The organism is Lysobacter sp. CA196 (genome assembly GCF_052078695.1).
Lineage (GTDB): Bacteria > Pseudomonadota > Gammaproteobacteria > Xanthomonadales > Xanthomonadaceae > Lysobacter.
Genome location: NZ_JBQJIN010000004.1, coordinates 20,204 through 41,712, shown reverse-complemented (window position 1 = coordinate 41,712; position 21,509 = coordinate 20,204). Strand labels below are relative to the sequence as shown.

The 21,509-nt window shown below is 68.0% G+C and carries 20 protein-coding genes; 12 read left to right on the top strand and 8 right to left on the bottom strand.

Going from position 1 to position 21,509, the window contains the following annotated elements; all coding sequences use genetic code 11:
- Positions 1 to 71: 71 nt before the first annotated feature.
- Positions 72 to 1,829 carry a CocE/NonD family hydrolase gene (locus tag ACTOWK_RS05340; RefSeq protein ID WP_441329154.1) on the top strand — a complete coding sequence of 586 codons (1,758 nt, stop codon included), beginning with the start codon at positions 72 to 74 and terminating at the stop codon, positions 1,827 to 1,829.
- A 204-nt stretch (positions 1,830 to 2,033) separates the two neighbouring features.
- Here ACTOWK_RS05340 and ACTOWK_RS05335 read toward each other — a convergent pair whose 3' ends face one another.
- Together ACTOWK_RS05335 and ACTOWK_RS05330 are read right to left on the bottom strand one after the other, a co-directional pair.
- Positions 2,034 to 2,639, bottom strand: coding sequence for a mechanosensitive ion channel domain-containing protein (locus ACTOWK_RS05335; protein WP_441329153.1), 606 nt, complete (start codon positions 2,637 to 2,639; stop codon positions 2,034 to 2,036).
- 261 nt (positions 2,640 to 2,900) lie between these two features.
- Complete coding sequence (locus ACTOWK_RS05330) at positions 2,901 to 3,185, bottom strand: hypothetical protein (protein WP_441329152.1); 285 nt, start codon at positions 3,183 to 3,185, stop codon at positions 2,901 to 2,903.
- A 282-nt stretch (positions 3,186 to 3,467) separates the two neighbouring features.
- Here ACTOWK_RS05330 and ACTOWK_RS05325 point away from each other — a divergent pair, with 282 nt between their 5' ends.
- Positions 3,468 to 3,740, top strand: a complete 273-nt coding sequence (locus ACTOWK_RS05325; protein WP_441329151.1) for a hypothetical protein — start codon at positions 3,468 to 3,470, stop codon at positions 3,738 to 3,740.
- Positions 3,741 to 4,077: 337 nt separating this feature from the next.
- The gene (locus ACTOWK_RS05320; protein WP_441329150.1) at positions 4,078 to 5,700 is read left to right on the top strand and encodes an FAD-dependent monooxygenase; all 1,623 of its coding nucleotides are present in this window, start codon (positions 4,078 to 4,080) and stop codon (positions 5,698 to 5,700) included.
- 487 nt (positions 5,701 to 6,187) lie between these two features.
- Here the strand turns inward: ACTOWK_RS05320 and purD are convergent, their stop codons facing one another.
- The 3 genes from purD to purH all read right to left on the bottom strand — a co-directional run bounded on the left by purD (position 6,188) and on the right by purH (position 10,124).
- The gene (gene purD / locus ACTOWK_RS05315) at positions 6,188 to 7,486 is read right to left on the bottom strand and encodes a phosphoribosylamine--glycine ligase (RefSeq protein ID WP_441329149.1); all 1,299 of its coding nucleotides are present in this window, start codon (positions 7,484 to 7,486) and stop codon (positions 6,188 to 6,190) included.
- Between the two features lie 283 nt (positions 7,487 to 7,769).
- The gene (locus tag ACTOWK_RS05310; RefSeq protein WP_441329148.1) at positions 7,770 to 8,453 is read right to left on the bottom strand and encodes a hypothetical protein; all 684 of its coding nucleotides are present in this window, start codon (positions 8,451 to 8,453) and stop codon (positions 7,770 to 7,772) included.
- An 84-nt stretch (positions 8,454 to 8,537) separates the two neighbouring features.
- On the bottom strand, positions 8,538 to 10,124 hold the full coding sequence (gene purH, locus ACTOWK_RS05305) for a bifunctional phosphoribosylaminoimidazolecarboxamide formyltransferase/IMP cyclohydrolase (protein WP_441329147.1): 1,587 nt from the start codon (positions 10,122 to 10,124) through the stop codon (positions 8,538 to 8,540).
- 492 nt (positions 10,125 to 10,616) lie between these two features.
- Here purH and ACTOWK_RS05300 point away from each other — a divergent pair, with 492 nt between their 5' ends.
- The 8 genes from ACTOWK_RS05300 to ACTOWK_RS05265 are packed head-to-tail and all read left to right on the top strand — an operon-like array spanning position 10,617 to position 18,591.
- Positions 10,617 to 11,264 (top strand): CDP-alcohol phosphatidyltransferase family protein, encoded by a 648-nt coding sequence (locus ACTOWK_RS05300; RefSeq protein ID WP_441329146.1) that lies wholly within the window; start codon positions 10,617 to 10,619, stop codon positions 11,262 to 11,264.
- A complete protein-coding gene (locus ACTOWK_RS05295) occupies positions 11,261 to 13,021 on the top strand; it encodes a bifunctional alpha/beta hydrolase/class I SAM-dependent methyltransferase (RefSeq protein ID WP_441329145.1) in 1,761 nt (586 codons plus the stop codon). The genes ACTOWK_RS05300 and ACTOWK_RS05295 overlap by 4 nt, the downstream gene beginning before the upstream one ends.
- Positions 13,018 to 14,367, top strand: a complete 1,350-nt coding sequence (locus ACTOWK_RS05290) for a phosphatase PAP2/dual specificity phosphatase family protein (RefSeq protein WP_441329144.1) — start codon at positions 13,018 to 13,020, stop codon at positions 14,365 to 14,367. The genes ACTOWK_RS05295 and ACTOWK_RS05290 overlap by 4 nt, the downstream gene beginning before the upstream one ends.
- On the top strand, positions 14,364 to 14,813 hold the full coding sequence (locus ACTOWK_RS05285; protein WP_441329143.1) for a hypothetical protein: 450 nt from the start codon (positions 14,364 to 14,366) through the stop codon (positions 14,811 to 14,813). Before ACTOWK_RS05290 ends, ACTOWK_RS05285 begins: the two co-directional genes overlap by 4 nt.
- Positions 14,814 to 14,824: 11 nt before the next feature.
- Positions 14,825 to 16,273 carry a TIGR04222 domain-containing membrane protein gene (locus tag ACTOWK_RS05280; protein ID WP_441329142.1) on the top strand — a complete coding sequence of 483 codons (1,449 nt, stop codon included), beginning with the start codon at positions 14,825 to 14,827 and terminating at the stop codon, positions 16,271 to 16,273.
- 13 nt (positions 16,274 to 16,286) lie between these two features.
- The gene (locus tag ACTOWK_RS05275) at positions 16,287 to 16,994 is read left to right on the top strand and encodes a CDP-alcohol phosphatidyltransferase family protein (protein ID WP_441329141.1); all 708 of its coding nucleotides are present in this window, start codon (positions 16,287 to 16,289) and stop codon (positions 16,992 to 16,994) included.
- Complete coding sequence (locus ACTOWK_RS05270; RefSeq protein WP_441329140.1) at positions 16,991 to 17,644, top strand: lysophospholipid acyltransferase family protein; 654 nt, start codon at positions 16,991 to 16,993, stop codon at positions 17,642 to 17,644. Before ACTOWK_RS05275 ends, ACTOWK_RS05270 begins: the two co-directional genes overlap by 4 nt.
- Positions 17,641 to 18,591, top strand: coding sequence for a phosphatidate cytidylyltransferase (locus tag ACTOWK_RS05265; RefSeq protein ID WP_441329139.1), 951 nt, complete (start codon positions 17,641 to 17,643; stop codon positions 18,589 to 18,591). Before ACTOWK_RS05270 ends, ACTOWK_RS05265 begins: the two co-directional genes overlap by 4 nt.
- Positions 18,592 to 18,991: 400 nt before the next feature.
- Here ACTOWK_RS05265 and fis read toward each other — a convergent pair whose 3' ends face one another.
- Positions 18,992 to 19,264, bottom strand: coding sequence for a DNA-binding transcriptional regulator Fis (fis, locus tag ACTOWK_RS05260; RefSeq protein WP_031370276.1), 273 nt, complete (start codon positions 19,262 to 19,264; stop codon positions 18,992 to 18,994).
- Positions 19,265 to 19,384: 120 nt separating this feature from the next.
- Positions 19,385 to 20,227, bottom strand: coding sequence for a DUF3426 domain-containing protein (locus tag ACTOWK_RS05255; RefSeq protein ID WP_441329138.1), 843 nt, complete (start codon positions 20,225 to 20,227; stop codon positions 19,385 to 19,387).
- Between ACTOWK_RS05255 and ACTOWK_RS05250 the strand changes: the two genes are divergently transcribed.
- The gene (locus ACTOWK_RS05250; RefSeq protein ID WP_441329137.1) at positions 20,220 to 20,561 is read left to right on the top strand and encodes a pentapeptide repeat-containing protein; all 342 of its coding nucleotides are present in this window, start codon (positions 20,220 to 20,222) and stop codon (positions 20,559 to 20,561) included. The genes ACTOWK_RS05255 and ACTOWK_RS05250 overlap by 8 nt on opposite strands.
- Here the strand turns inward: ACTOWK_RS05250 and prmA are convergent.
- Positions 20,539 to 21,459, bottom strand: coding sequence for a 50S ribosomal protein L11 methyltransferase (gene prmA, locus ACTOWK_RS05245; protein ID WP_441329136.1), 921 nt, complete (start codon positions 21,457 to 21,459; stop codon positions 20,539 to 20,541). The two genes, ACTOWK_RS05250 and prmA, sit on opposite strands and share 23 nt — an antisense overlap.
- Positions 21,460 to 21,509: the final 50 nt, after the last annotated feature.

The window sequence follows — 21,509 nt, the reverse complement described above, 5'->3', positions numbered from 1 at the left end:
GGGGTTTTTCCGGCTGCCGGACCTCGGCGGCAATGTCGACATTGGTCGCATCCGTCGTAGGAGCCTGATTCATGCAAGTTCGTCATCGTCGCTTCCTTGCCGTCCTGTTCGCCGCACTCGCGATTCCGGCGGTATCCGCCCTGGATCTTGGCACCCTGCCTCTCGACACGCCGCAGGTGACGCCATCGGCCTCCGTGTCGAGCTACCTGCACGACGTGTCGCAGCCGATTCCCGGGGTGAGCTGGATGACCGGCGTCACCGAGCATCACCGCATCACCATGGCCGACGGCGTGGAACTCGATGCCTGGATCGTGCGGCCGAACGTGACCGGTCCGGTGCCGCTGGTGCTCGAACTCACCCCGTATTACGGCGGTGGCGATCCGACGGTGACCAAGCCGGTCAGCAACGCCGCCAGCTACCCGTACAACATCGCCATTGCCGCGCCGTTCCAGGAACTGATCAAGCGCGGCTACGCCTTCGGCATCCTGTCGATGCGCGGCACCGGCGCCTCCGGCGGTTGTTTCAGCATCGGCGGGCCGCAAGAGGCCAAGGACATGGCGACCGCGATCGAATACTTCGCCGCGCAGCCCTGGTCCAACCAGGCAGTCGGCGCGATGGGCGTGAGCTACGACGGTACCGCGCCTCAGGACCTGTGGGTGGAAGCGCCGCCGCACCTGAAGACGATCGTGCCGATCAGCGGCATTTCCGACATGTACAAGTACAACTACGTCAACGGCGTGACGATCGAAGACACCCGGGGCTTCAATACCTACTACTGGCTGCTCGACGGCATGGTCCCGGCCGGCCTGGAAGGCGGCAGCCAGCTGCTCGATCCGGTCACCGCGCCCGACGCGGTGACCGGCGAGGTCTGCAAGGAGCGCATCGACGTTACCGCCGAAGGCTTCGCGTCCCTCGTCACGGGCAACAAGACCCCGTACTGGCAGGCCCGCGACCATCTCGCCGCACTCAAGGCCGACCCCTCGAAGAAGCGTGCCAGCGTGTTCTACATCCATGGCCTGCAGGACTGGAACGTCAAGCCGCACAACATGGAGGGCTGGATCGAAGCCTTGCAGGGCAGCAACGTGCCGTTCAAGGCCTGGCTCGGCCAATGGGATCACGCCTGGCCGGATCGCAGCGACTGGATCACGGTGATGACGGCGTGGTTCGACCAGTTCCTCAAGAATCGCAACACCGGCATCCTCGACGCGCCCAGGGTGCAGGTGAAGGACGACGCCGGAAAGTGGCGCAACGAGCCGCGGTGGCCCGCGACCGCCAAGAAGGTGACGCTGTACCCGCAGGTGACCGGAACGCTCGGCACCGCCCAGGGCGTGGGCTTTGCGGACTACAACGATTATTCAGGTCAGGACGTCAACGAAACGACGCCGCTGCCCGACGATCGCGTCGCCTTCGTCACCGCGCCGCTGACCAATGACTTGCACCTGTCCGGCATGCCGCGTTTCGAGGGTATCGTCGCCGCCACCGGCGCGCGCGCCAACTTGATGCTGACCCTCGCCGAGCAATTGCCGAATGGCACGCTGCGTCCGTTCAACTTCGCCTCGCTCAGCCTGAATCACGCGGAGAGTCTGGCGCACGGCAAACCGAGCGTGGCGGGCGAACCGCAGTACGTCGGCGTGAATTTCTATCCGCAGGAAGACGTGGTCCATGCCGGCAACCGGCTGGTGCTGCTCGGCGCGGGCGACCTGATGTTCTATGGGCAACCGGGCCCGACCATGGCGCCGCTGGCCACGGGCTCGCAGATCATCCTCGACCTGGCGAGCAGCAAGCTGGTGCTGCCGAACGACACCAGCTTGAGTTACGAAACGCCCTGAGCCGCCGGCTGGCCGCTCTTTCAGCGCGGCCCAGCTTTTGCTGTTCTCCCTTTTGAGAAGGGGGTAGGGGGATTTGCTTCGGCTTTGCTTAAAGCAACAGCAAAAGCGTCCCCCGCGCCCGCTGCGCAGGCGCCACCCCCTTCTCAAAGGGGGCAACAGCCCGCATCGTCACTTACTGCGTCGCCACTTACTCGACCCGCCCGCTCAACGTCCCGCCGCATCCTGCCAATCCGCCGCGTTCCCGGCCTCTTCGCGTGCGACCCGGCTCCACGCCGGCTCCTGCCGCCACCGGCGCGTGGTGCGCTGGAAGAACTGACTGTTGGGCACCTGCAGCACCGAGTCCTCGCCGTCGGCGTGGATCTCCTGCAAGGTGGTATAGATGAAATTGATGTCGATTACTCGCCCGCGCAGCCCCGGCTTGTCGCCGTTCTCCAGCACCTCGATGTAGTCGTACAAGCGGAACGGCCGCGTGGTAAGGATCAGGAACGCGCAGAAGATGTTCGACAACACGCTCCAGGCGGCGAAGAAAGCCACCGCGCCGACCGCGACGAAGCCGGTCAGCGTCGTCCATACCACCGAGCCGGAAATGCCGAGCCGATTGAGGAACAGCAACAGCGCGCTGATGTAGATCAGCGTACTCAGCACCCGCCGCAGCCCCAGCCCGAACGCCGGTGCGATGTCGTAGCGGACGCAGACCCGCCGCACCAGCTGCCGCAGCAGCGTGGTCAACAGCCAGGCCCCGACCAGGATCGCCAGGGCCTCGCCCAGCTTCATGGCGATATAGGCGCCTTCTGCGATCGTCGGCGACATGGAGGCGGTGTCCTTGGCGTATGGGAGGGGCCGGCAGTGTAAGAGGACAGGGGTTAGCGTGTCGTGCTCGGCGGGACTCGGGGCATGTCGACGTTTCGGCCTCGGTCGATTGTTGCCAGCGACAGTCGAACGCGGTGACGACTCTAGGGGACATGGTCCGGCCCCCGGACTCCGAGGTAACGAAGCAGGTCGTCCGCGGCATTGTCGGCTTGGCCGCGGACATGCGCGTTGTCGTCGTGCAAGGCCGCGGCGATTGCCGGTCTAGGGGACATGGCCCGGCACCCGGACTCCGAGGTAATGAAGCAGGTCGTCCGCGGCGTTGTCGGCTTGGCCGCGGACATGCGCGTTGTCGTCGTGCAAGGCCGCGGCGATTGCCGGAACGGCGGCTGCCAAGTCGAGGCGGCGGCAAGTCCGGGCAAGATGGCCGAGCCCGAGGACGGCACCGCCTCTGACGTTGAAATCCGGGTGTGCGACCAGCGACAGACAGATCGCTTCCGCCCATCCGCAGTCGGGTGGGTCCAAGCCGATCACGATGGGGACGTACAAGAGTTCCTCGGGCCGTCCGCGTGCGACTGCGGTTTCGACGTCTTGTTTCGTCCATCCGTCTCGAAACGGTCCCATCGACTATCCGATGCCTGTGTCGACTGCGGCGCGACGACGTTGAATTTCGCGCCAAGTCTGGTACGGGGCCGACGGCGCGTTCGGAAATGTCGGGGTCGGGTGAACGTTCATACGCTGAATGGGCGCAAGACCTTGCTCGAAATTTCACATTGAGCCTGCGCAGCCTCATTACCCTGGGTCCGGCACCTTGGTGAAGAGGAGGTCGGTATGTCTGCGGATACCAAGACACCGTTGGATCAGGTCAATGCGGCGCTGAACCAGCTCAAGGAAATGCGCCACTACGCGAAGAACTACGTCGAGCAGTTGACGGCGCAGTGGCTGTTGTTCGACGGCGAGCTGAAGAAGTTGAAGCAGGCGGCAAACATCGAGGAACTGATGACGCGGCAGGGCGAGTTGTACGACGCCCTGGAGAAGGAGATCGCGGAGTTGGAGGAGGTGGTGGTGGCCTTGCAGCCGGCGCCTGAGGAGGGGGCGGCTTGAGCGCTATTCCTCTCTCGCCTTTGCTGTGAGGCGGTCGGCGCGGAATCGGGTCTTGGTTTGCGCGGCTTCGATGTTTGGCGATTAGGGGGCGGTTTCTGCGCGTCCCTTGGTCGCGGCTTGCGCCGCTCCTATCCCTGTTCGCTGGCGACGATGCGGCGCTGTTTGCGTGTGTTTCGGTCGCGGCTCACGCCGCTCCTACAAGGGGGCGGAGGCGATCTGGGAAGTGAGGGAGCTTCGTCCCTGCCAATATCTTAGCCGACCGGGGGCTTGCGGCAAGCCCCCGGGCGTGATGCTCAATCGCCCGCCGTAGCGAGGCTACGGAACCGGGAGACGGGCTATGAGCATGTGGGTATCGAAATGGGCGGTGCGGCAGCACGGCGATCACGGGCGTGCGGACGAGGCAGCGACGGCCGTTCGCAATCGGGCGGAGAGCGCGAATGAAGGGCGCGCCGAGCGCGTGGTGGGGCGGCATGAGGTGGTCATCGTCGGCGGCGGGCCGACCGGCTTGATGTTGGCCGGTGAGTTGGCCTTGGCCGGTGTCGACGTACTCATCGTCGAGCGGCGTGCGAGCCAGGAACTTACGGGCTCGCGCGCGGGCGGGCTGCATGCGCGCACGCTCGAAGTGCTGGATCAACGCGGGATCGTGGATCGGGTTCTGGTTGAGGGGCAGGTGGCGCAGGTTACCGGTTTCGCCGGGGTGATGCTGGATCTGGGCGGCTTTCCGACCCGTCATCCCTATGGGCTCGGGCTGTGGCAGAACCACATCGAACGCATTCTCGCCGGTTGGGTCGACGAGCTCGGAGTGAAAATTCATCGCGGATGCGAGGTCGTGGACTTGGCGCAGGACGAGGCCGGCGTCGAGGTCGCGTTGTCCGGCGGTACGCGTTTGCGGGCGCAGTATCTGGTCGGCTGCGATGGTGGACGCAGCCGGGTGCGCAAGGCGGCCGGCATCGATTTTCCGGGTTGGGACGCGACCACCAGCCATCTGATCGCCGAGGTCGAGATGGCGCAGACGCCGCCCTTGGGCGTTCATCGCAGTGGCTTCGGCATCCATTCCTTCGGCCGGGTGGATTATGAGATCCGCAACGGCGAAGTGATCTACGGCGACACCGGGCCGGTGCGGGTGATGCTGACCGAGGCGCAGGTCGGCGCCGGCGGCGAGCCGACGCTAGACGATCTTCGTACGGCGCTGATCGCGGTGTGCGGGACCGATTACGGCGCGCACAGCCCGGTCTGGATCTCGCGTTTCACCGACGCGACGCGGCAGGCCGCGGCCTATCGCGAACGACGGGTGTTGTTGGCCGGCGACGCGGCGCACGTGCATGCGCCGGATGGCGGGCAAGGTTTGCAACTCGGCGTGCAGGATGCGGTGAACCTGGGCTGGAAATTGGCGCAGGTGGTCAAGGGGATATCGCCCGATAGCCTGCTCGACAGCTATCACGCCGAGCGCCATCCGGTGGCTGCGCGGGTGCTGCGTACGACGATGGCGTCGATCGCGTTGCGGCGCGGCGACGAGCGTACGACGGCCTTGCGCGAGACCGTCGCGGAGTTGCTCGGGGTGGAGGAATCGCGCCGGCGTTTCGCGGCGATGCTGTCGGGGTTGGAGATTCGTTACGCATTCGGCGACGGGCATCCGCTGCTGGGGCGGCGCATGCCGGATCTGGATGTGGTCGTCGCCGCTAGGCCGGTGCGGGTGTACGCCTTGTTGCATGAGGCGCGGCCGCTGTTGCTTGATTTTGTTGCGGGCAGCAGCATCGATATCGGACCGTGGGTGCGCCGGGTTCGTCGGGTCGACGCTCGTTACGACGGTCTCTGGAAGTTGCCGACCGAGGGTGTCGTGCCGGCGCCGTCGGCGGTGTTGATCCGACCGGACGGGTATGTGGCCTGGGTGGGCGATGGGAGCGATGCCGGGTTGAGCACGGCGTTGAACGAATGGTTTGGTGGAGCGAATACGGCGTAGCGGTCGTGGTTTCCATCGACGACGATGGCCCTGTGGTGTCTGCGCGTTCCGTGGTCGCGGCTTGCGCCGCTCCTACCCAAGAGCGGGGACGAATCTGCGAGGCGTTGCCTTTGCCGTAATGGAGCTTGGCGCAGTTGCGACCTTGCGATGCAACCGTAGACCCGGAGGGCGGCGCACAGGACGTGCGCCGTTTTTCGATAAGACAAGGATGTCTTATCGGAAAATCCCCGCGGCAGCTGTGTACTCGCACGGGAGCTTCGTCATGGAAAGCCCTTTTCTTTGGTTAGCTTTCTTTTGGGCCAGCAAAAGAAAGTAACCCGGCCGCGTCAGCGGACGGAAGCTGTAGATGTTGCTTCAAGGCTCTGCGGTAAGAGGCCTTGCAACCGTCAGCTGCGCGGTCGCGGCTTATGACCGAAGGAAATCCCGTGGGACGCCGCTCCTACAGAGGGAGCGGCGTGGCGCGGATGTTGCGCCGGAAAGACGCGGCTCAGGCCTTCGCCGCCTGTTCGCGTTCGATCGCGCGCCAGCCGATGTCGTTGCGATGGAATTCGCCGTCCCAACGGATCTTGGCGAGGGCGGTGTAGGCCTCGCGCTGGGCCTGGGCGACGTCGTCGCCGAGGGCGCAGACGCACAGGACGCGGCCGCCGGCGGTCAGCACTTCGCCGTTGGGGCCGAGTTTGGTGCCGGCCTGGAACACCTTGGCGTGCGGCGGCTGCGGCGCGGTGAGGCCGTGGATGATGTCGCCGGCCTGCGGCGTTTCCGGGTAGTTCGCCGCGGCCATGACCACGCCGAGCGAGGGACGCGGGCTCCACTGCGCCTGCGCGCTGTCGAGCTTGCCGTCGAGCGCGGCCTCGACCAGGTCGAGCAGGTCGGAGTCCAGGCGCAGCATCACCGGTTGGGTTTCCGGGTCGCCGAAGCGGACGTTGAATTCGATGACCTTGGGCGCACCGGCCTGGTCGATCATCAGGCCGGCATAGAGGAAGCCGGTGAACGGCACGCCGTCGGCGATCATGCCGTCGACGGTCGGCATCACCACCTCGCGCATGACCCGCTCGTGCACCTCCGGCGTCACCACCGGCGCCGGCGAGTAGGCGCCCATGCCGCCGGTGTTGGGGCCGGTGTCGCCGTCGCCGACGCGCTTGTGGTCCTGCGAGGTCGCCATCGGCAGCGCGTGCTTGCCGTCGACCATCGAGATGAAGCTGGCTTCTTCGCCGTCGAGGAATTCTTCGATCACCACGCGCGCGCCGGCCGCGCCGAAGGCATTGCCGGACAGCATGTCGACTACCGCGGCTTCGGCTTCTTGCAGGGTCATGGCGACGATCACGCCCTTGCCGGCGGCGAGGCCGTCGGCCTTGACCACGATCGGTGCGCCCTTCTCGCGCAGATAAGCGAGGGCGGCGTCGACCTCGGTGTGGACGGCGTAGTACGCGGTCGGGATGCCGTGGCGGGCCAGGAAGTCCTTGGCGAAGGCCTTGCTGCCTTCGAGCTGGGCCGCGGCGGCGGTCGGCCCGAAGATGCGGCGGCCGTCGGCGCGGAAGCGGTCGACCACGCCGGCGACCAGCGGGGCTTCGGGGCCGACCACGGTCAGCGCCACGCCTTCGTCGGCGGCGAGCTTGAGCAGGCCGTCGATGTCGGTGGCGGCGATAGCGACGTTGCGGCACTTCTCCTCGTGCGCGGTGCCGGCATTGCCGGGCGCCACCAGCACCTCGTCGATGCGCGGCGACTGGGCCAGCTTCCAGGCCAGCGCGTGTTCGCGTCCGCCGGAACCGATAACGAGGATCTTCATGCGTGCTCCAGCGGGGGTAAGGACATCAGCCGTCGATTTTACGCGCTGGCACGGGGGCGGGGCGACCGCCGTCTGGAAAAGCTCCAGAGGCAGCGAAGCTCTGGAGTAGGAGCGGCGCAAGCCGCGACCTCCGGCCGGAGAGGTGCTTCAGCAAGAAGGACGCGGCTTCGGAGAAGTGTGTCGCGTTCGAGGGGCCGGGCTTCGAGCGGTCGCGGCTTGCGCCGCTCCTACCCCAACGCAGGCGCTCGCCGCGGTTGCGCGCCCGATCTGAAGCGGAGGAACCCTACTGAATGATCGCCTCGGCGCGGATCACGCCGTCCTCGCGCATCGTCGCCACGGCCAAGTCGGCCAGGCTGTCCCACAGCGGCGGCGGCAGCCGGTTCTGGCGCAGGTGCCAGAGCAGGGCGAGCGATTGATAGCGGCCCTCGCGCCAGGTCAGGGTCGCGCGCCAGGCCGGCTGCAGGGTCTGCGGGTCCAGCAGTTCGGCGCGATAGGCCTGCTCGGCGATTTCGCGGCCGTCGCGCTTCATGCCGTCGAGCGACACCCGCAGCACCGGTGCGCCGAAATCGCGGATTGCCTGGGTGGTGCGGGCCTGGTGCTGCATCGCTGCGGTGCGCGTGCTGGCTTGCGCGGTCTGGCCGAAGCGTTCTTCGTCGCTGCGCGCGGACAAGACCTGGGTTCGGTAACCCAGCTCGGTCAGGCGCCGGTCGAGTGCGCGCGCGAGCCGCGCGGTCGAGTCGCGGCGCAGGCCGGCGTCGAGGTTCAGAGACACGTCCGGCTCGACCAGCAGCACGGTCATCGCGCGTCCGTCGGCGCGGTAGTCGCCGAGGATTTCGCTGTCGACCGCCTGGCGGCGCGAATACTGCCAACCCGCCCAGCCGGTGATGACCACGCACAGCGTCGCCAGCACGAGCAGCTTGCGTGCGATCGAACGGCCCAGCGTGTGTCGCGGCGGTGGTGGGTTCATGGTGGGGATGGCGCAGCCAGTGGACGGCCGCGAGAAGTCGGGAGTTCGGAACCGGCGCGGATGCAGCGCACCCGCGCCGTTCGGTCAATGACGGAAGTGGCGTACGCCGGTGAAGACCATCGCCAGGCCGTGCTCGTCGGCAGCGGCGACGACTTCGTTGTCGCGCATCGAACCACCCGGCTGGATCACCGCCTTGATGCCGGCCGCGGCGGCGGCGTCGATGCCGTCGCGGAACGGGAAGAAGGCGTCGGAGGCCATCACCGAACCGGGCACGATCAAACCGGCTTCCTCGGCCTTGAGCGCGGCGATCTTGGCGCTGACGACGCGGCTCATCTGGCCGGCGCCGATGCCGATGCTGCGGTGGTCGCGCGCATAGACGATGGCGTTGGACTTGACGAACTTGGCGATGCGCCAGGCGAACAACAGGTCGGCGAGTTGGGCGTCGGTGGGCGCGAGCTTGCTGACCACCTTGAGTTCGTCGCGGCCGACTTCGCGCAGGTCGCTGCTCTGGATCAACAGACCCGAGCCGATGCGCTTGACGTCGTGCTGATTGCGGCCGTCGCCGTGCGGGATGCGCAGCACGCGCACGTTGGCTTTCTTCTTCGCGTAGTCGAGCACGCCGTCTTCGTAGTCGGGGGCGATCAGCACTTCGACGAACTGGCGGTCGAGGATGACCTTGGCGGTCGCCGCATCGAGCCTGGTGTTGAAGGCGATGATGCCGCCGAAGGCCGAGGTCGGGTCGGTGGCGTAGGCCAATTCGTAGGCATCGCCGCAGGCCACGCCTTCGGCCACGCCGCAGGGGTTGGCGTGCTTGACGATGACGCAGGCCGGGCGCTCGAACTGGCGCACGCATTCCCAGGCGGCATCGGCGTCGGCGAGGTTGTTGAAGCTCAGCTCCTTGCCCTGCAGCTGGGTGAAGGTGGCCAAGGTGCCCGCCACCGGCTGCAGGTCGCGGTAGAACGCGCCCTGCTGGTGCGGGTTTTCGCCATAGCGCAGGTCCATGACCTTGACGAAATTGGCGTTGTGCTGGGCCGGGAAGGTCTGTGCGCTGCCGTCTTCGGCGATCGCCGAGAGGTGGTTGCTGATCGCGGCGTCGTACTGGGCGACGCGGTTGAATGCGGCGACCGACAGCGCGAAACGGGTCTTGGCGCTGAGCGCGCCGTCGCCGGCTTCGAGTTCGGCGATGAGTCCGGCGTACTGGGCCGGGTCGGTCGCGACCGCGACGCGGGCGAAATTCTTCGCTGCCGAACGCAACATCGCCGGGCCGCCGATGTCGATGTTCTCGATGATGTCGTCGAAGCTGCTGGCCGGATTGGCCGCGACTTTCTCGAACGGATACAGGTTGAGCACCAACAGGTCGATCGCGGCGATGCCGTGTTCGGCCATCACCGCATCGTCGGTGCCGGCACGGCCGAGCAGGCCGCCGTGGACGAGCGGATGCAGGGTCTTGACCCGGCCGTCCATCATCTCCGGGAAGCCGGTGACCTCGGACACGTCGCGCACGGCCAGGCCGGCGTCGCGGATGGCCTTGGCGGTGCCGCCGGTGGAAAGCAGTTCGACCCCGCGCGCGGCCAGGGCCTGGGCGAGTTCGAGGAGACCGGTCTTGTCGGACACGGACAGCAGGGCGCGGCGGATTTTAACCGGCGTGCCGGGCAGGCGATCGGAGGTCATTCGGGGAGGTAGGGCAGCGGAAGGGCGCGGGAATTATAGCCGCGGGGGACGGGGACACCGGCCGTTCATGGCGGTATGGCGGGGTAGATCGGGTTCTGGGAGGTCGGCGGGCGGGGGGATTCAGAGCAAAAGCAAATCCCCCGCACCTGCTGCGCAGGCGCCGCCCCCTTTTACCAAGGGGGCAACTGCGGGAGGGGTCGCGGTTCTCCAACCTCCAACCTCAGTCTCCCGCCTCTAGCCAACTTAGTCAGCGCCAGGTGCCAAGCGCAGTCCCGCCTCCGCTCCTGCTGTTGCTGTTCCCCTTTGGAAAAGGGGGGAAGGGGGGATTTCGCTCTTCCGCACTCCACCGGCAACGCAGCGCTGGCAGCCGAAATCCCACGACCACGCAGCGGCGGCGGCCACGCCGCCACCAGCACGGCACTGTCATCGCCCCGGCCAGCGGCTAAGCTGATGCGCGATGGCCCAGGCCGGGCCGTACGGATCGCACAGGGAATGGCATCGATCTACGCTTTGAAGGGGCGCTTCCAGGCGCTGCTGCGGCCGCTGGTGCGGCGTTTGCACGCGCTGGGGGTCAGCGCGAACCAGGTCACCGTCGCGGCGGCGGTGGTCTCGCTCGCGGTCGCGGCGGCGGTCGGCTGGGGCGCCGGCGCACGCCCGTGGCTGTTCGCGCTGTTGCCGCTGTGGATGTTCTTGCGCATGGCGATGAACGCCATCGACGGCATGCTCGCGCGCGAGTTCGGCCAGCAATCGCGTCTCGGCGCCTACCTCAACGAGCTGTGCGATGTGGTGTCCGACAGCGCGCTGTATCTGTCTGTGTTGGCGGTGCCGGGCCTGACGGCGGCGCCGCTATTCGTGTTCGTGCTGCTGGCCGCGTTGACCGAATACGCCGGTGTGCTCGGGCTGATGGTCGGCGCGCCGCGCCGCTACGACGGCCCGATGGGCAAGAGCGACCGTGCCTTCGGCATCGGTCTGCTCGGCGTCCTGCTTGCCGGCGGTTGGGTCGGCGCGGCGATTACGGAACTCGCGCTCGCGTTGATGGGTCTGATGTGCGTGTGGACCGTGGTGCGCCGGGTGCGCGCCGGTTTGCGGCATGAAGCCGCGCAAGACAATGTCGGCGAACGACAAGGAGAACAACCATGAGGGAACATCAGGAACGCCATTACCCGAGTTTCGACGACACGCAGTTGTTCTATCGCCACTGGCCGGCGACCGAGGCCCCGGCGGGACAGCCGCGCCGCGCGGTCGTGCTGCTGCACCGCGGCCACGAACATTCCGGCCGGGTCGCGCACCTGGTCGGCGATTTGAACCTCAACGACTGCGATTTCTTCGCCTGGGATGCGCGCGGCAACGGCCGCTCGCCGGGCGAGCGCGGCGATGCGCCGGGATTCGAGGCGCTGGTGCGCGATCTCGACCGTTTCATCGCCCACATCGCCGAAGCCCACGGCATCGCCGTCGAACAGATCGCGCTGGTCGCGCAGAGCGTCGGCGCGGTGGTCGCGGCGACCTGGGTCCACGACTACGCACCGCGCCTGCGCGCGCTGGTGCTGGCGTCGCCGGCCTTCAAGGTCAAGCTGTACGTGCCGTTGGCACGGCCGGGCTTGAAGCTGATGCAGAAGCTGCGCGGCAACTTCTTCGTCAACAGCTATGTGCAGCCGCAATGGCTGAGCCACGACCCCGAACGCATCGCCAGCTACCGCAGCGACCCACTGATCGCGCGGCCGATCTCGGTGCGCGTGCTGCTGGGTCTGTACGAAGCCGCCGACCGCATCGTCGCCGACGCCCAGGCGATCACGGTGCCGACCCAGTTGCTGGTGTCGGGCGCGGACTTCGTGGTGCATCGTGGGCCCCAGGACCGTTTCTACGAACGCCTGGGCTCCAGCATCAAGGAACGCCACCTGCTGGCGGATTTCTACCACGACACCCTCGGCGAGAAGGGCCGGGCGGCGGCGGTCAATCGTGTTCGCAGCTTCGTCCAGGCGCGTTTCGCCGAACCGTTGCGGCGCGCCGATCTGCTCGACGCGCATCGCCACGGGCCGAGTTTCGAGGAATCGGAAAAACTGTCCTGGCCGCCCGAGCGCTGGTCGCTGGCCGACCTGCGCTGGCGTTTCGTCCGTGCCGGACTGCGCTTCGGCGGCCGGTTTTCCGAAGGCATCAAGCTCGGCATCGACACCGGTTTCGATTCCGGCAGCAGCCTGGACTACGTCTATCGCAACGAGGCGCGCGGCAGCGGGCCGCTCGGCCGCATGATCGATCGCAATTATCTCGAAGCGATCGGCTGGCGCGGCATCCGCGTGCGCCGCACCCATCTGCACGAGTTGTTGCGCATCGCCATGCGCCGCCTGCGCGCGGCCGGCCTGCCGGTCGATGCGGTCGATATCGCTGCCGGTCACGGCCGCTATGCGCTCGAAGCCCTGGCGGGCGGCGCCGAACGCGCCGATTCGATCCGTCTGCGCGACTACAGCGAGCTCAACGTCGACAAGGGCCGCGCGCTGATCGATGAGCTCGGCGCCGGCGCGATCGCGCGCTTCGACCAGGGCGATGCCTTCGACCGCCATGCGCTGGCGGCCCTGGACCCGCGCCCGACCCTGGCGGTGGTGTCGGGGCTGTACGAGCTGTTCCCGGACAACGAGCAGGTGCGACGTTCGCTCGACGGCCTGGCCGCGGCGGTGCCGGTGGGCGGCTATCTGGTCTACACCGGCCAGCCCTGGCATCCGCAGCTCGAATTCATCGCCCGCGCCCTGACCAGCCACCGCGGCGGCGAAGCCTGGGTGATGCGGCGTCGCAGTCAGCAGGAGATGGACGACCTGGTCGCCGCGGCGGGCTTTCGCAAGATCGACCAGCGCATCGACGCCTGGGGCATCTTCAGCGTATCGCTGGCGCAGCGGGTCGAGGCGTGACCGCGGCGCCGGTGCGGCGCCGCCCATGGGGAACGGCGCTGCTGTGGTTGCTGTTGCTGGGGCCGCTGTTCTTTCTGAGCTACGGCTATGCCAATTCGGTGGCGGCGGCGCGCGGCGAGGTGCCGCATATCGTGTTCGCCTGGGAGCGGGCGATTCCGTTCTGGGCCTGGACCATCGTGCCGTATTGGTCGATCGACCTGTTCTACGGCATCTCGCTGTTCGTCTGCCGCGACCGCCGCGAACTCGATACCCAGGCGCTGCGCCTGTTGACCGCGCAAGTCATCGCGGTCGGCTGCTTCTTGCTATGGCCTCTGCGCTACACCTTCCAGCGCCCCGACAGCGACGGCGTGTTCGGCTGGCTGTTCGACGTGCTGCTCGGCTTCGACAAACCTTTCAACCAGGCGCCGTCGTTGCACATCGTGTTGCTGATCGTGCTGTGGGTGCGCTTCGCCCGACACCTGGGCGGGATGTGGCGCTGGTGGCTGCACCTGTGGTTCGCCCTGATCGGCGTGTCGGTGCTGACCACCTTCCAGCATCATTTCATCGATGTGCCGACCGGCCTGCTCGCCGGTTGGCTGTGCGTGTGGTTGTGGCCGGAGCGCGTCGCCGCACCCTGGCGCGATGCGGCGCTGGCGCGCGACCCACAGCGTTGCAAACTGGCGGCGATTTACTGCGCCGGCGCGGCGGCGTTCGCGTTCGCGGCGTGGTCGCTCGGCGGGGCGGCGTGGTGGCTGTTGTGGCCGGCCTGGTCGCTGGCGATGGTCGCCGCGAACTATGCGCTGTTCGGTGCCAACGGTTTCCAGAAGCGCGCCGACGGCCGCCTGAGCCTGGCCGCGCGCTGGCTGTATGCGCCTTATTTACTCGGCGCCTGGATCAATTCGCGTTGGTGGACGCGGCGTGCGCCGCAACCGGCGGCGGTGGCCGACGGGGTCTGGCTCGGCCGCGTGCCGGGCGCGGGCCAGCGCGGTGAGTTCGCCGCGCTCGTCGATTGCAGCGCCGAGCTGTCGCTGCCGGTGTGGCGCGAAGGCGATGCGGTGCGGCCGATGCTGGACCTGGCCGCGCCGACCCCGGCGCAACTGCGCGAGGCGGCGCAGGACATCGAGCGCGTGCGTCAACGCGGCGAGGTCCTGGTCTGTTGCGCCCTGGGCTATTCGCGCAGCGCCGCGGCGGTCGCCGCCTGGTTGCTGCTCAGCGGTCGTGCCGTCAACGTCGACGAGGCCATCGCGATCCTGCGCAGGGCGCGGCCGGCGATCGTGCTGGGTGCGGCGCATCGGCGTGCGCTGGAGGTCGCGCTCGGCAGCGTAGACGCAGCCGATGCGGGTCTGCCGCGAGGGCAGGCCGCATGACGGGCTCGACCACGACTTCGTTCGACCTGCGCGCCATGGCGGCCCTGCTGGCGCAGGGAAGGCAGCTGTGCGCGCTGTCGTGGTTGTTGCTGGCAGCGGCGTTGCTCATGGCGGCGCTGCCTGCGGCGGTCGCGACGACGGCTACGCCGGGCGCGTTGCCGCTCGCGCTCAGCATCGGCGCCGGCTTGCTGCAGTGCTATTACGCGCTGCGGGTGGATTTCGACGCACGCCTGTTCCAGGCCGCCTCCGAAGACCAGGACAGTACGCGCGCCGCGCAACGGCTCGACGCGAGTCTGCTGGCGCTGGGTTTGCTCAAGCCCGGTCGCGGCGGCCGTGACTGGCCCGCGCGTTGGCGCGGTGCGCGTGGTTTGATGATGGGTCAGGCGGTGAGCCTGGCGTTGCAAGCGGCGGCCCTGGTCTGGGCCTATGGGCGAGTGTGGGCATGAACGGAGTTTCCTTGGACGAGCACGATATCTGGACCCCGCCACGGCAGGCGTTGTGGCAGCGCTTGAGCGATTACCGCTTCGGCGGCGATCAGCCCGAGGCCTTCGTCGAACGCGTGGCCCACGCCTGCCAGTCGACCCGCGAAACCGCGCAGGAGGCCATCGAGGAGTACCGGCGCTTTTGTTTCCTCGCCATCGGCGCCGGCCATGCAGTCACCCCGAGCGACATCGTCGACCGGGTCTGGCATACCCATATGACCGACACCCGCGACTATTGGTTGAGGTTCTGTCCCGAGGCGCTCGAGCAGCCGCTGCATCATTCGCCCTCGCTCGGCGGGCTGGCGGAAGACGAGCGGCATCGTCGCCAATACCTCGACACCGTCGACAGCTATCGGCGCTACTTCGGCGATCCGCCGCCGCGGTTCTGGGCCGGCGAACCGCAACCGGCGCGCCTGACCGCGGACGAATCGGTGTGGTTGCCGCTGACCCGGGTCAACTCGCCCTGGTTGTTCGAGCCGAAGGGGCTGGGCCCGTGGTTCTGGGGCTGGAGCGGGCTGTTGGGCGCGATCTTTCTGCTCGGTGGCGGTGGCAACGGCACGCTCGATCCGCTGGAGTGGCGCGGCGGCTGGTTCCTGGCGCTGTATTTCGCCCTGATCGGTTGGACCTACAGCGCCGGTAATGCGGTGCAGCGCGCGTTGCGCGGCCGCGACGGCCCGAGCGCGGAAGTGCCGGCCGACTCGATCGAACTCGGCTTCCTGGCGGGCGGCGCCGAGCGCGCCGCCGATGTGGCGGTGGTGGAGCTGCTCACCCGCGATGCGATCAGGCTGGACTATCCCGGCGAGGTGGCGAGCGCCGCCTCGTCGCGTTCGCCGGTGTGGCTGCGCGCCAGCGCCGGCGCGGCCGGCCTGCCGCCGCAATTGCTGGGCCTGGCGAAGATCGTGCAGCGCACCCAGCAACTCGCCGAGGCGATGCCGGCGCTGCGGGCGCATTACGCGCGCCTGGCCGAGCCGATGCGAAGCAAGGGCTGGTGGCTCAGCGAGAGGCAGCGTTGGCGCGGGCGCCTGGTCGCGGCGCTGCCGATGTACGCCGTCGTCGTCCTCGGCGTGACCAAGATATCGATCGGCGAAGCCCGCGGGCGGCCGGTCGGGTTCCTGGTGGTGCTGACCGCCTTGGCCGGGTTGATGGTGTTGGTGCAACTGTGCACCGCGCAGCGCCGCACCCGCGCCGGCGACCGGGCGCTCCTGGATGCGACGATCAAGACCCGCCGCTCCGACGATCTGGCCGAGCGCGTCGCGCTGGCCGGAACGATGGCGCTGATCGATACGCCGCTGGCCGACTACCACACGCTACGTACGCCGGTGTCGAGTTCCAGCGATTCGAGCGGCAGTTCCAGCGGTTGCGGCAGCGGCGGCGACAGCGGCGGCGGTGGCGGTTGCGGCGGCTGTGGTGGAGGTGGCGATTGAACGGAGCACAGCGATGACGACACGACCCGGTTCCGGCCAGCCCGGCTCTGATCGAGATCAACCCCCGCCCGCAGCCAGCGGACCGGTGCCGCGGCGGCGGGACTGGCGCCTGGCGCTCGCGGCGCGTCTGCGCGCACGCGGCGCCACGCCCAACGGCATTTCCCTGTTCGCCATCGGCTTGTCGGCATTGGCCGGGCTGTCGTTCTTCTTCGCCTTGCGCGATCCGCCGCATTACGGCGCGGTCTTGTTGCTGTTCGCGGCGCTCTGCCTGGTCGGCCGCCTGCTGTGCAACCGGCTCGACGGCTTGCTGGCGCGCCGCGGCGGCATGGTCGGCAAGGCCGGCGAGGTCTACAGCGACGCGCCGGACCGGCTCGCCGATGCGCTGGTGTTCCTGGGCGTGGGCTACGGCCTGACGCCGTGGATGGCGTGGGCCTCGGACCTCGGCTGGGCGGCCTCGCTGCTCGCGGTCGGCACGGCCTACGTGCGCGTGCTCGGCATGGCCTGCGGCCTGCGCGAACACGACGAGGGCCCGATGCCGCGGCGCACCCGCATGATCGCCACCGCCGTCGCCGCCGTGCTCGCGGCGATCGGCCTGGCGCTGGGGCATGCCGTGGTGGTCGCCTGGATGTTGCTGGCGGCCCTGACCGCGGTGATCGTCGGCGCCGCCTGGACCATCGCCCAGCGCCTGCGCGCGATCGTGCGCGAGCTGGAGGCGCGATGATTTCGCAATGGCTGGCCAGCGGCTTCAGCGGCGCGATCCGGCTGCTGACCGGCGCGCGCGCATTGTGGCGTTGCGCGCCGTCGTCGGATCATCGCGTCTATTACGGGAACCACGTCAGCCACGGCGATTTCGTGATGATCTGGTCGGCATTGCCGCCGGCCTTGCGGCGCGAGGTGCGGCCGGTGGCGGGCGCCGACTACTGGCAGCGCGACGCGCTGCGCCGTTATCTGATCCGCGAAGTCTTCAATGGCGTGCTGATCGAGCGCGACCCGGCGCAGCGCAAGCAAGATGCGATCGAGACCTTGTGCGAGGCGGTCGACGAGGGCTGCTCGCTGATCCTGTTCCCGGAAGGCACGCGCAACCAGAGCGACGAGCCGCTGCTGCCGTTCAAGAGCGGGCTGTATCACCTGGCGCACCGGCGGCCCGAACTCGAGTTCGTGCCGGTATGGATCGACAACCTGGCGCGGGTGATGCCGAAGGGCAAGTTGCTGCCCTTGCCGCTGCTGTGCACCGCGACCTTCGGCGACACCTTGCGGCTGGGGCCGGACGAGGACAAGCCGCAATTCCTCGAGCGTGCGCGCAATGCCTTGTTGGCGCTGTCGGGCCACGCCCATGCGCACGATCACGGCAACCAGGCAGGTCGCTCATGATCGAGATGCTGCGCGGCCTGCCGCACTCGTTGCTGTTGTTCATCGGAGTGGCTGCCGTATTACTGGTCGCGACCGCGATCGCCGAATACCTGCGCTGGCGCACGCGCGAGCGGCCCAGTGCGGTGATCGCCAACCTGGTCGCGCGCATCCGCGCCTGGTGGGTGATGGCGCTGGTGGTCGGGCTGGCGTTCGTGGTCGGCCGGGTCGGCATGATCTTATTGTTCGCGCTGGTGTCTTTGTTCGCTCTGCGCGAGTTCATCACCCTGACCCCGACCCGGCGCAGCGATTACTACGCCTTGCTGGCCGCGTTCTATCTCGCCTTGCCGCTTCAGTACTGGTTGGTCTACACCGACTGGTATGGCCTGTACACCTTGCTGATTCCGGTCTATGCGTTCCTGCTGTTGCCGATATTGGCCACGGTCGGCGGCGACACCACGCGTTATCTGGAGCGCACGGCGAAAGTGCAGTGGGGCTTGATGATCTGCGTGTTCTGCATCTCGCACGTGCCGGCGTTGATCAATCTGCGCATTCCCGGTTACGAGGGGCGCAATCTGTTGCTGATCGCGTTCCTGGTGATCGTGGTGCAGTCCTCCGACGTGCTGCAGTACGTGTGGGGCAAGTTGTGCGGCAAGCGTTTGATCGCACCGAAACTGTCGCCGTCGAAAACCGTCGAGGGTTTCGTCGGCGGCGTCGCCTCGGCGACCGCGCTCGGCGCTGCGTTGTGGTGGATCACCCCGTTTACGCCCTGGCAGGCGGCGGCGCTGGCCCTGGTCATCAACCTGATGGGCTTCTACGGCGGGCTGGTGATGTCGGCGATCAAGCGCGACCGCGGCATCAAGGACTGGGGCCACATGATCGAAGGCCACGGCGGCGTCCTCGACCGTCTCGACTCGGTCTGCTTCGCGGCCCCGGTTTTCTTCCACCTGATCAGATATTGGTGGGTGTGACCGGAACGCTCAGCGCGCATGCGCGCTGGTCCGGCCACACGCCCGGCCAACCGCAGCGGTGTACGCAAGCGCCGTAACCGAAGCCCAGACAATCGGAAGCAAGTAGAGTCGGCGCTCCGGCAACCGTATGGCATCCGCCCCCTTCGCCTGTCGCGGCTTGCGCCGCTCCTACCCCGGAGGATTCGTCGCTTTTGTAGCAGCGGCGTAAGCCGCGACCAACCGCAGCGGTGTACGCAAGCGCCGTAACCGAAGCCCAGACAATCGGAAGCAAGTAGAGTCGGCGCTCCGGCCATCGCGTGGTATTCGCCCCCTTTCGCCTGTCGCGGCTTACGCCGCTCCTGCAAAGGGTTCGCATCAGAGGATTTGCGCGCGCAGAACTTTCGCTGCGCTGCGACGGCCGTTACTCCAGCCCGTACTCGCGCAGCTTCTTGCGCAGGGTCGCGCGATGAATGCCGAGCATGGCCGCAGCGCGGCTCTGGTTGCCGTCGCAATGTTGCAGGACTTCGGCGAACAACGGGATTTCGAGCTCGCGCAAGGCGATCTCGTAGAGGTTCTCGGTGCCGCTGCCGTTCAAGTCGCCCAGGTAACGACGGATCGAAGTCGCGACATGGTCGCGCAGCGGAACGCGAGGTCCGGAGCGGGCGGCTTCGTTGCGGTCGTTGAGAGCGTTCAAGTGCGTCCCCGTAGCAAGTGACATCCGCCGGGGCTTACCCGACACGCTCGTGCGCATCGCCGACGGGAGGGGGAGTCTAGCGCGCGGGAGTCGCGGTAGACAACGCGACGGTGCGATATTTCAACGGAAATCGAACGTGAACGCGACTACGCGCGGCGCCGGTTCGAGCACGTCGAACTGCACCGCGGCGCTTTGCCCCGGCGCGATCAGCTCGCCTTCCCTGTACCCCTTGCGATAGTCCTCTGGAGAGAACGCGCGTTGGCCGACGCGGCGGCCATCGACGTCTTCCAGGCTCAGCAGCAGGGTCGGCCAGGGCTGCGGCCAGCGCGCATCGTTGCGGAAGCTGGCCGATACCCGCAACACGCCCGCGCGCTCTGCGACCGGTAGCACGTTGCGATTGAGCATGGTCAGCGCGGCCGGTTCGCGCCACGCCGGGATCGTGCACGGCAGGACCCCGCACAAGGCGCCGACGAGCGGGCGCCAGCGCGCGTCGGCGGCGAGTTCGTCGCGTTGTGCCAGCAGCAGTTGCAGGGCCAGCAACAGCCCCAGCGCGACGACCACGGCCGGGCCGCCCCAGTGCCGGCGCGCGGCCGGTGCGGCGGCGCGCGCGCGGCTGCGCACGAAGCTCGGCGCGAGGCGCGCATGCGCCACCGCGGTTTCGGATTTGCCGGCCCGCTTGCGCACCGCACGTTTCGGCACCACCGCATCGGCGGCGGCGCTGAGCGGCGCCAGCGCGACGGTCGGCGCGGCCATGGCCGCTGTTTCGTCGTTCGTGTCGGTGGCGTCCAGCGTCGTCGCCCCGGCCGGGCCGGCAAGATGGCCGGCCTGGCCGTATTCGTCTTCAGGGTCGCCGGTGGCAGCTCGGGTTGCGGCATCGCTCGCCGGGGCGTCGTCGACGGCCGCATCGATCTCGTCCGCGGCCGCCGCGCTCGCGGCTTCGGAGGAGGCCGCTTCGATGGACATCGGCTCGCTCGACGCTGCTTCGATCGCAGCAGATTTGGCTGGAGCGGTTTTGACCGAAGCGGCTTTGGCCGAAGCAGGTTTGCCGGGCGCCGATTTTCCAGGTGCCGATTTTCCAGGCTCCGATTTTCCAGGCTCCGATTTGCCTGGTGCCGATTCGCCTGGCGCCGACTCGATCGCCGCCGCGGCGGCCAAGTCGCCGCCGCAACGCGGGCAGGCCCGGGTCGGACCGTCCTTGGCGACGATCAGCGCGACGAGGTATCCGCAATGGGGGCAGGCAGCGAACATTTCAGTATTCAATCATGCCGTCGCGCTCAGCGCCGGCGTACGCCTGTGACGCGCATCCAGTCTTCGAGACGGTCGGCGCGCAGCTGTTCGAAGTCGGCGGCATAGCGCGCGAGCACATCGTCTTCCTGTCCGGCGAGGATGCCCGACAGCGCGATGCGCCCGCCCGGCGCGACGCGCGCGGCCAGGGTATCGGCCAGCGCGACCAGCGCGGACGCAAGAATGTTGGCGACCACCACCGGATAGGTCGCGGCCGGTTCGTCCTGCGGCAGACGCACTTCGATGCGCTCGGCGACGTCGTTGCGTTCGGCGTTGTCGTGGGTGGCGATGACCGCCTGCGGATCGTTGTCGACGCCGACCGCGTGCGCGGCGCCGAGCTTGAGCGCGGCGAGGGCCAGAATGCCGGAGCCGCAACCGAAGTCGAGCACGCTGCGACCGGCGAGCGCGCCTTCGTCGGCCAGCGCGTCGAGCCATTGCAGGCACAGCGAGGTGGTCGGGTGGGTGCCGGAGCCGAACGCCAGGCCTGGGTCGAGGCGCACCACCGCGGCATCGGCGGCATCGGCGCCGGCGGGCAATTCGTGGTTCCACGGCACGATCCAGGTGCGGCGGCCGAACTGCAGCGGCTCGTACTGGTCCATCCAGGCGCGCTCCCAATCCTGATCCTCGACCTGGCGAAAACGCACCTGGGTCCATTCCAGACCCGGGTCGAACGACTCCAGCGCGGCCAGGATCACCAGCGCGTCGGCATCGTGCGGGAACAGCGCGCTGAGCACGATCGACTGCCACAACGGGGTTTCGCCGACGCCGGGCTCGAGGATCGCGTGCTCGTTGCCGGTGTCGGCATCGGCGTCGAGCATCGTCACCGCCAGCGAGCCGACGTCGTCGAGCGCGGCTTCGTAGCGCGGTTGTTCGGCTTCGCTGCAGCGCAGGGTCAGTTCGAGAAAGGGCATCGGTTACGGCGAGAGGCGAAAACGGCGGTCATTATTGACCCGTTTTGCGG

Excerpts from the sequence above, each read along its gene's own strand:
- prmA (WP_441329136.1), bottom strand. The coding sequence starts at position 21,459 with ATGCCCTTTCTCGAACTGACCCTGCGCTGCAGCGAAGCCGAACAACCG.
- ACTOWK_RS05325 (WP_441329151.1), top strand. The coding sequence starts at position 3,468 with ATGTCTGCGGATACCAAGACACCGTTGGATCAGGTCAATGCGGCGCTG.
- ACTOWK_RS05320 (WP_441329150.1), top strand. The coding sequence starts at position 4,078 with ATGAGCATGTGGGTATCGAAATGGGCGGTGCGGCAGCACGGCGATCAC.
- purH (WP_441329147.1), bottom strand. The coding sequence starts at position 10,124 with ATGACCTCCGATCGCCTGCCCGGCACGCCGGTTAAAATCCGCCGCGCC.
- ACTOWK_RS05295 (WP_441329145.1), top strand. The coding sequence starts at position 11,261 with ATGAGGGAACATCAGGAACGCCATTACCCGAGTTTCGACGACACGCAG.
- ACTOWK_RS05250 (WP_441329137.1), top strand. The coding sequence starts at position 20,220 with ATGGACATCGGCTCGCTCGACGCTGCTTCGATCGCAGCAGATTTGGCT.
- ACTOWK_RS05340 (WP_441329154.1), top strand. The coding sequence starts at position 72 with ATGCAAGTTCGTCATCGTCGCTTCCTTGCCGTCCTGTTCGCCGCACTC.
- ACTOWK_RS05300 (WP_441329146.1), top strand. The coding sequence starts at position 10,617 with ATGGCATCGATCTACGCTTTGAAGGGGCGCTTCCAGGCGCTGCTGCGG.
- purD (WP_441329149.1), bottom strand. The coding sequence starts at position 7,486 with ATGAAGATCCTCGTTATCGGTTCCGGCGGACGCGAACACGCGCTGGCC.
- ACTOWK_RS05265 (WP_441329139.1), top strand. The coding sequence starts at position 17,641 with ATGATCGAGATGCTGCGCGGCCTGCCGCACTCGTTGCTGTTGTTCATC.
- ACTOWK_RS05270 (WP_441329140.1), top strand. The coding sequence starts at position 16,991 with ATGATTTCGCAATGGCTGGCCAGCGGCTTCAGCGGCGCGATCCGGCTG.
- ACTOWK_RS05310 (WP_441329148.1), bottom strand. The coding sequence starts at position 8,453 with ATGAACCCACCACCGCCGCGACACACGCTGGGCCGTTCGATCGCACGC.
- ACTOWK_RS05335 (WP_441329153.1), bottom strand. The coding sequence starts at position 2,639 with ATGTCGCCGACGATCGCAGAAGGCGCCTATATCGCCATGAAGCTGGGC.
- ACTOWK_RS05275 (WP_441329141.1), top strand. The coding sequence starts at position 16,287 with ATGACGACACGACCCGGTTCCGGCCAGCCCGGCTCTGATCGAGATCAA.
- ACTOWK_RS05255 (WP_441329138.1), bottom strand. The coding sequence starts at position 20,227 with ATGTCCATCGAAGCGGCCTCCTCCGAAGCCGCGAGCGCGGCGGCCGCG.
- ACTOWK_RS05285 (WP_441329143.1), top strand. The coding sequence starts at position 14,364 with ATGACGGGCTCGACCACGACTTCGTTCGACCTGCGCGCCATGGCGGCC.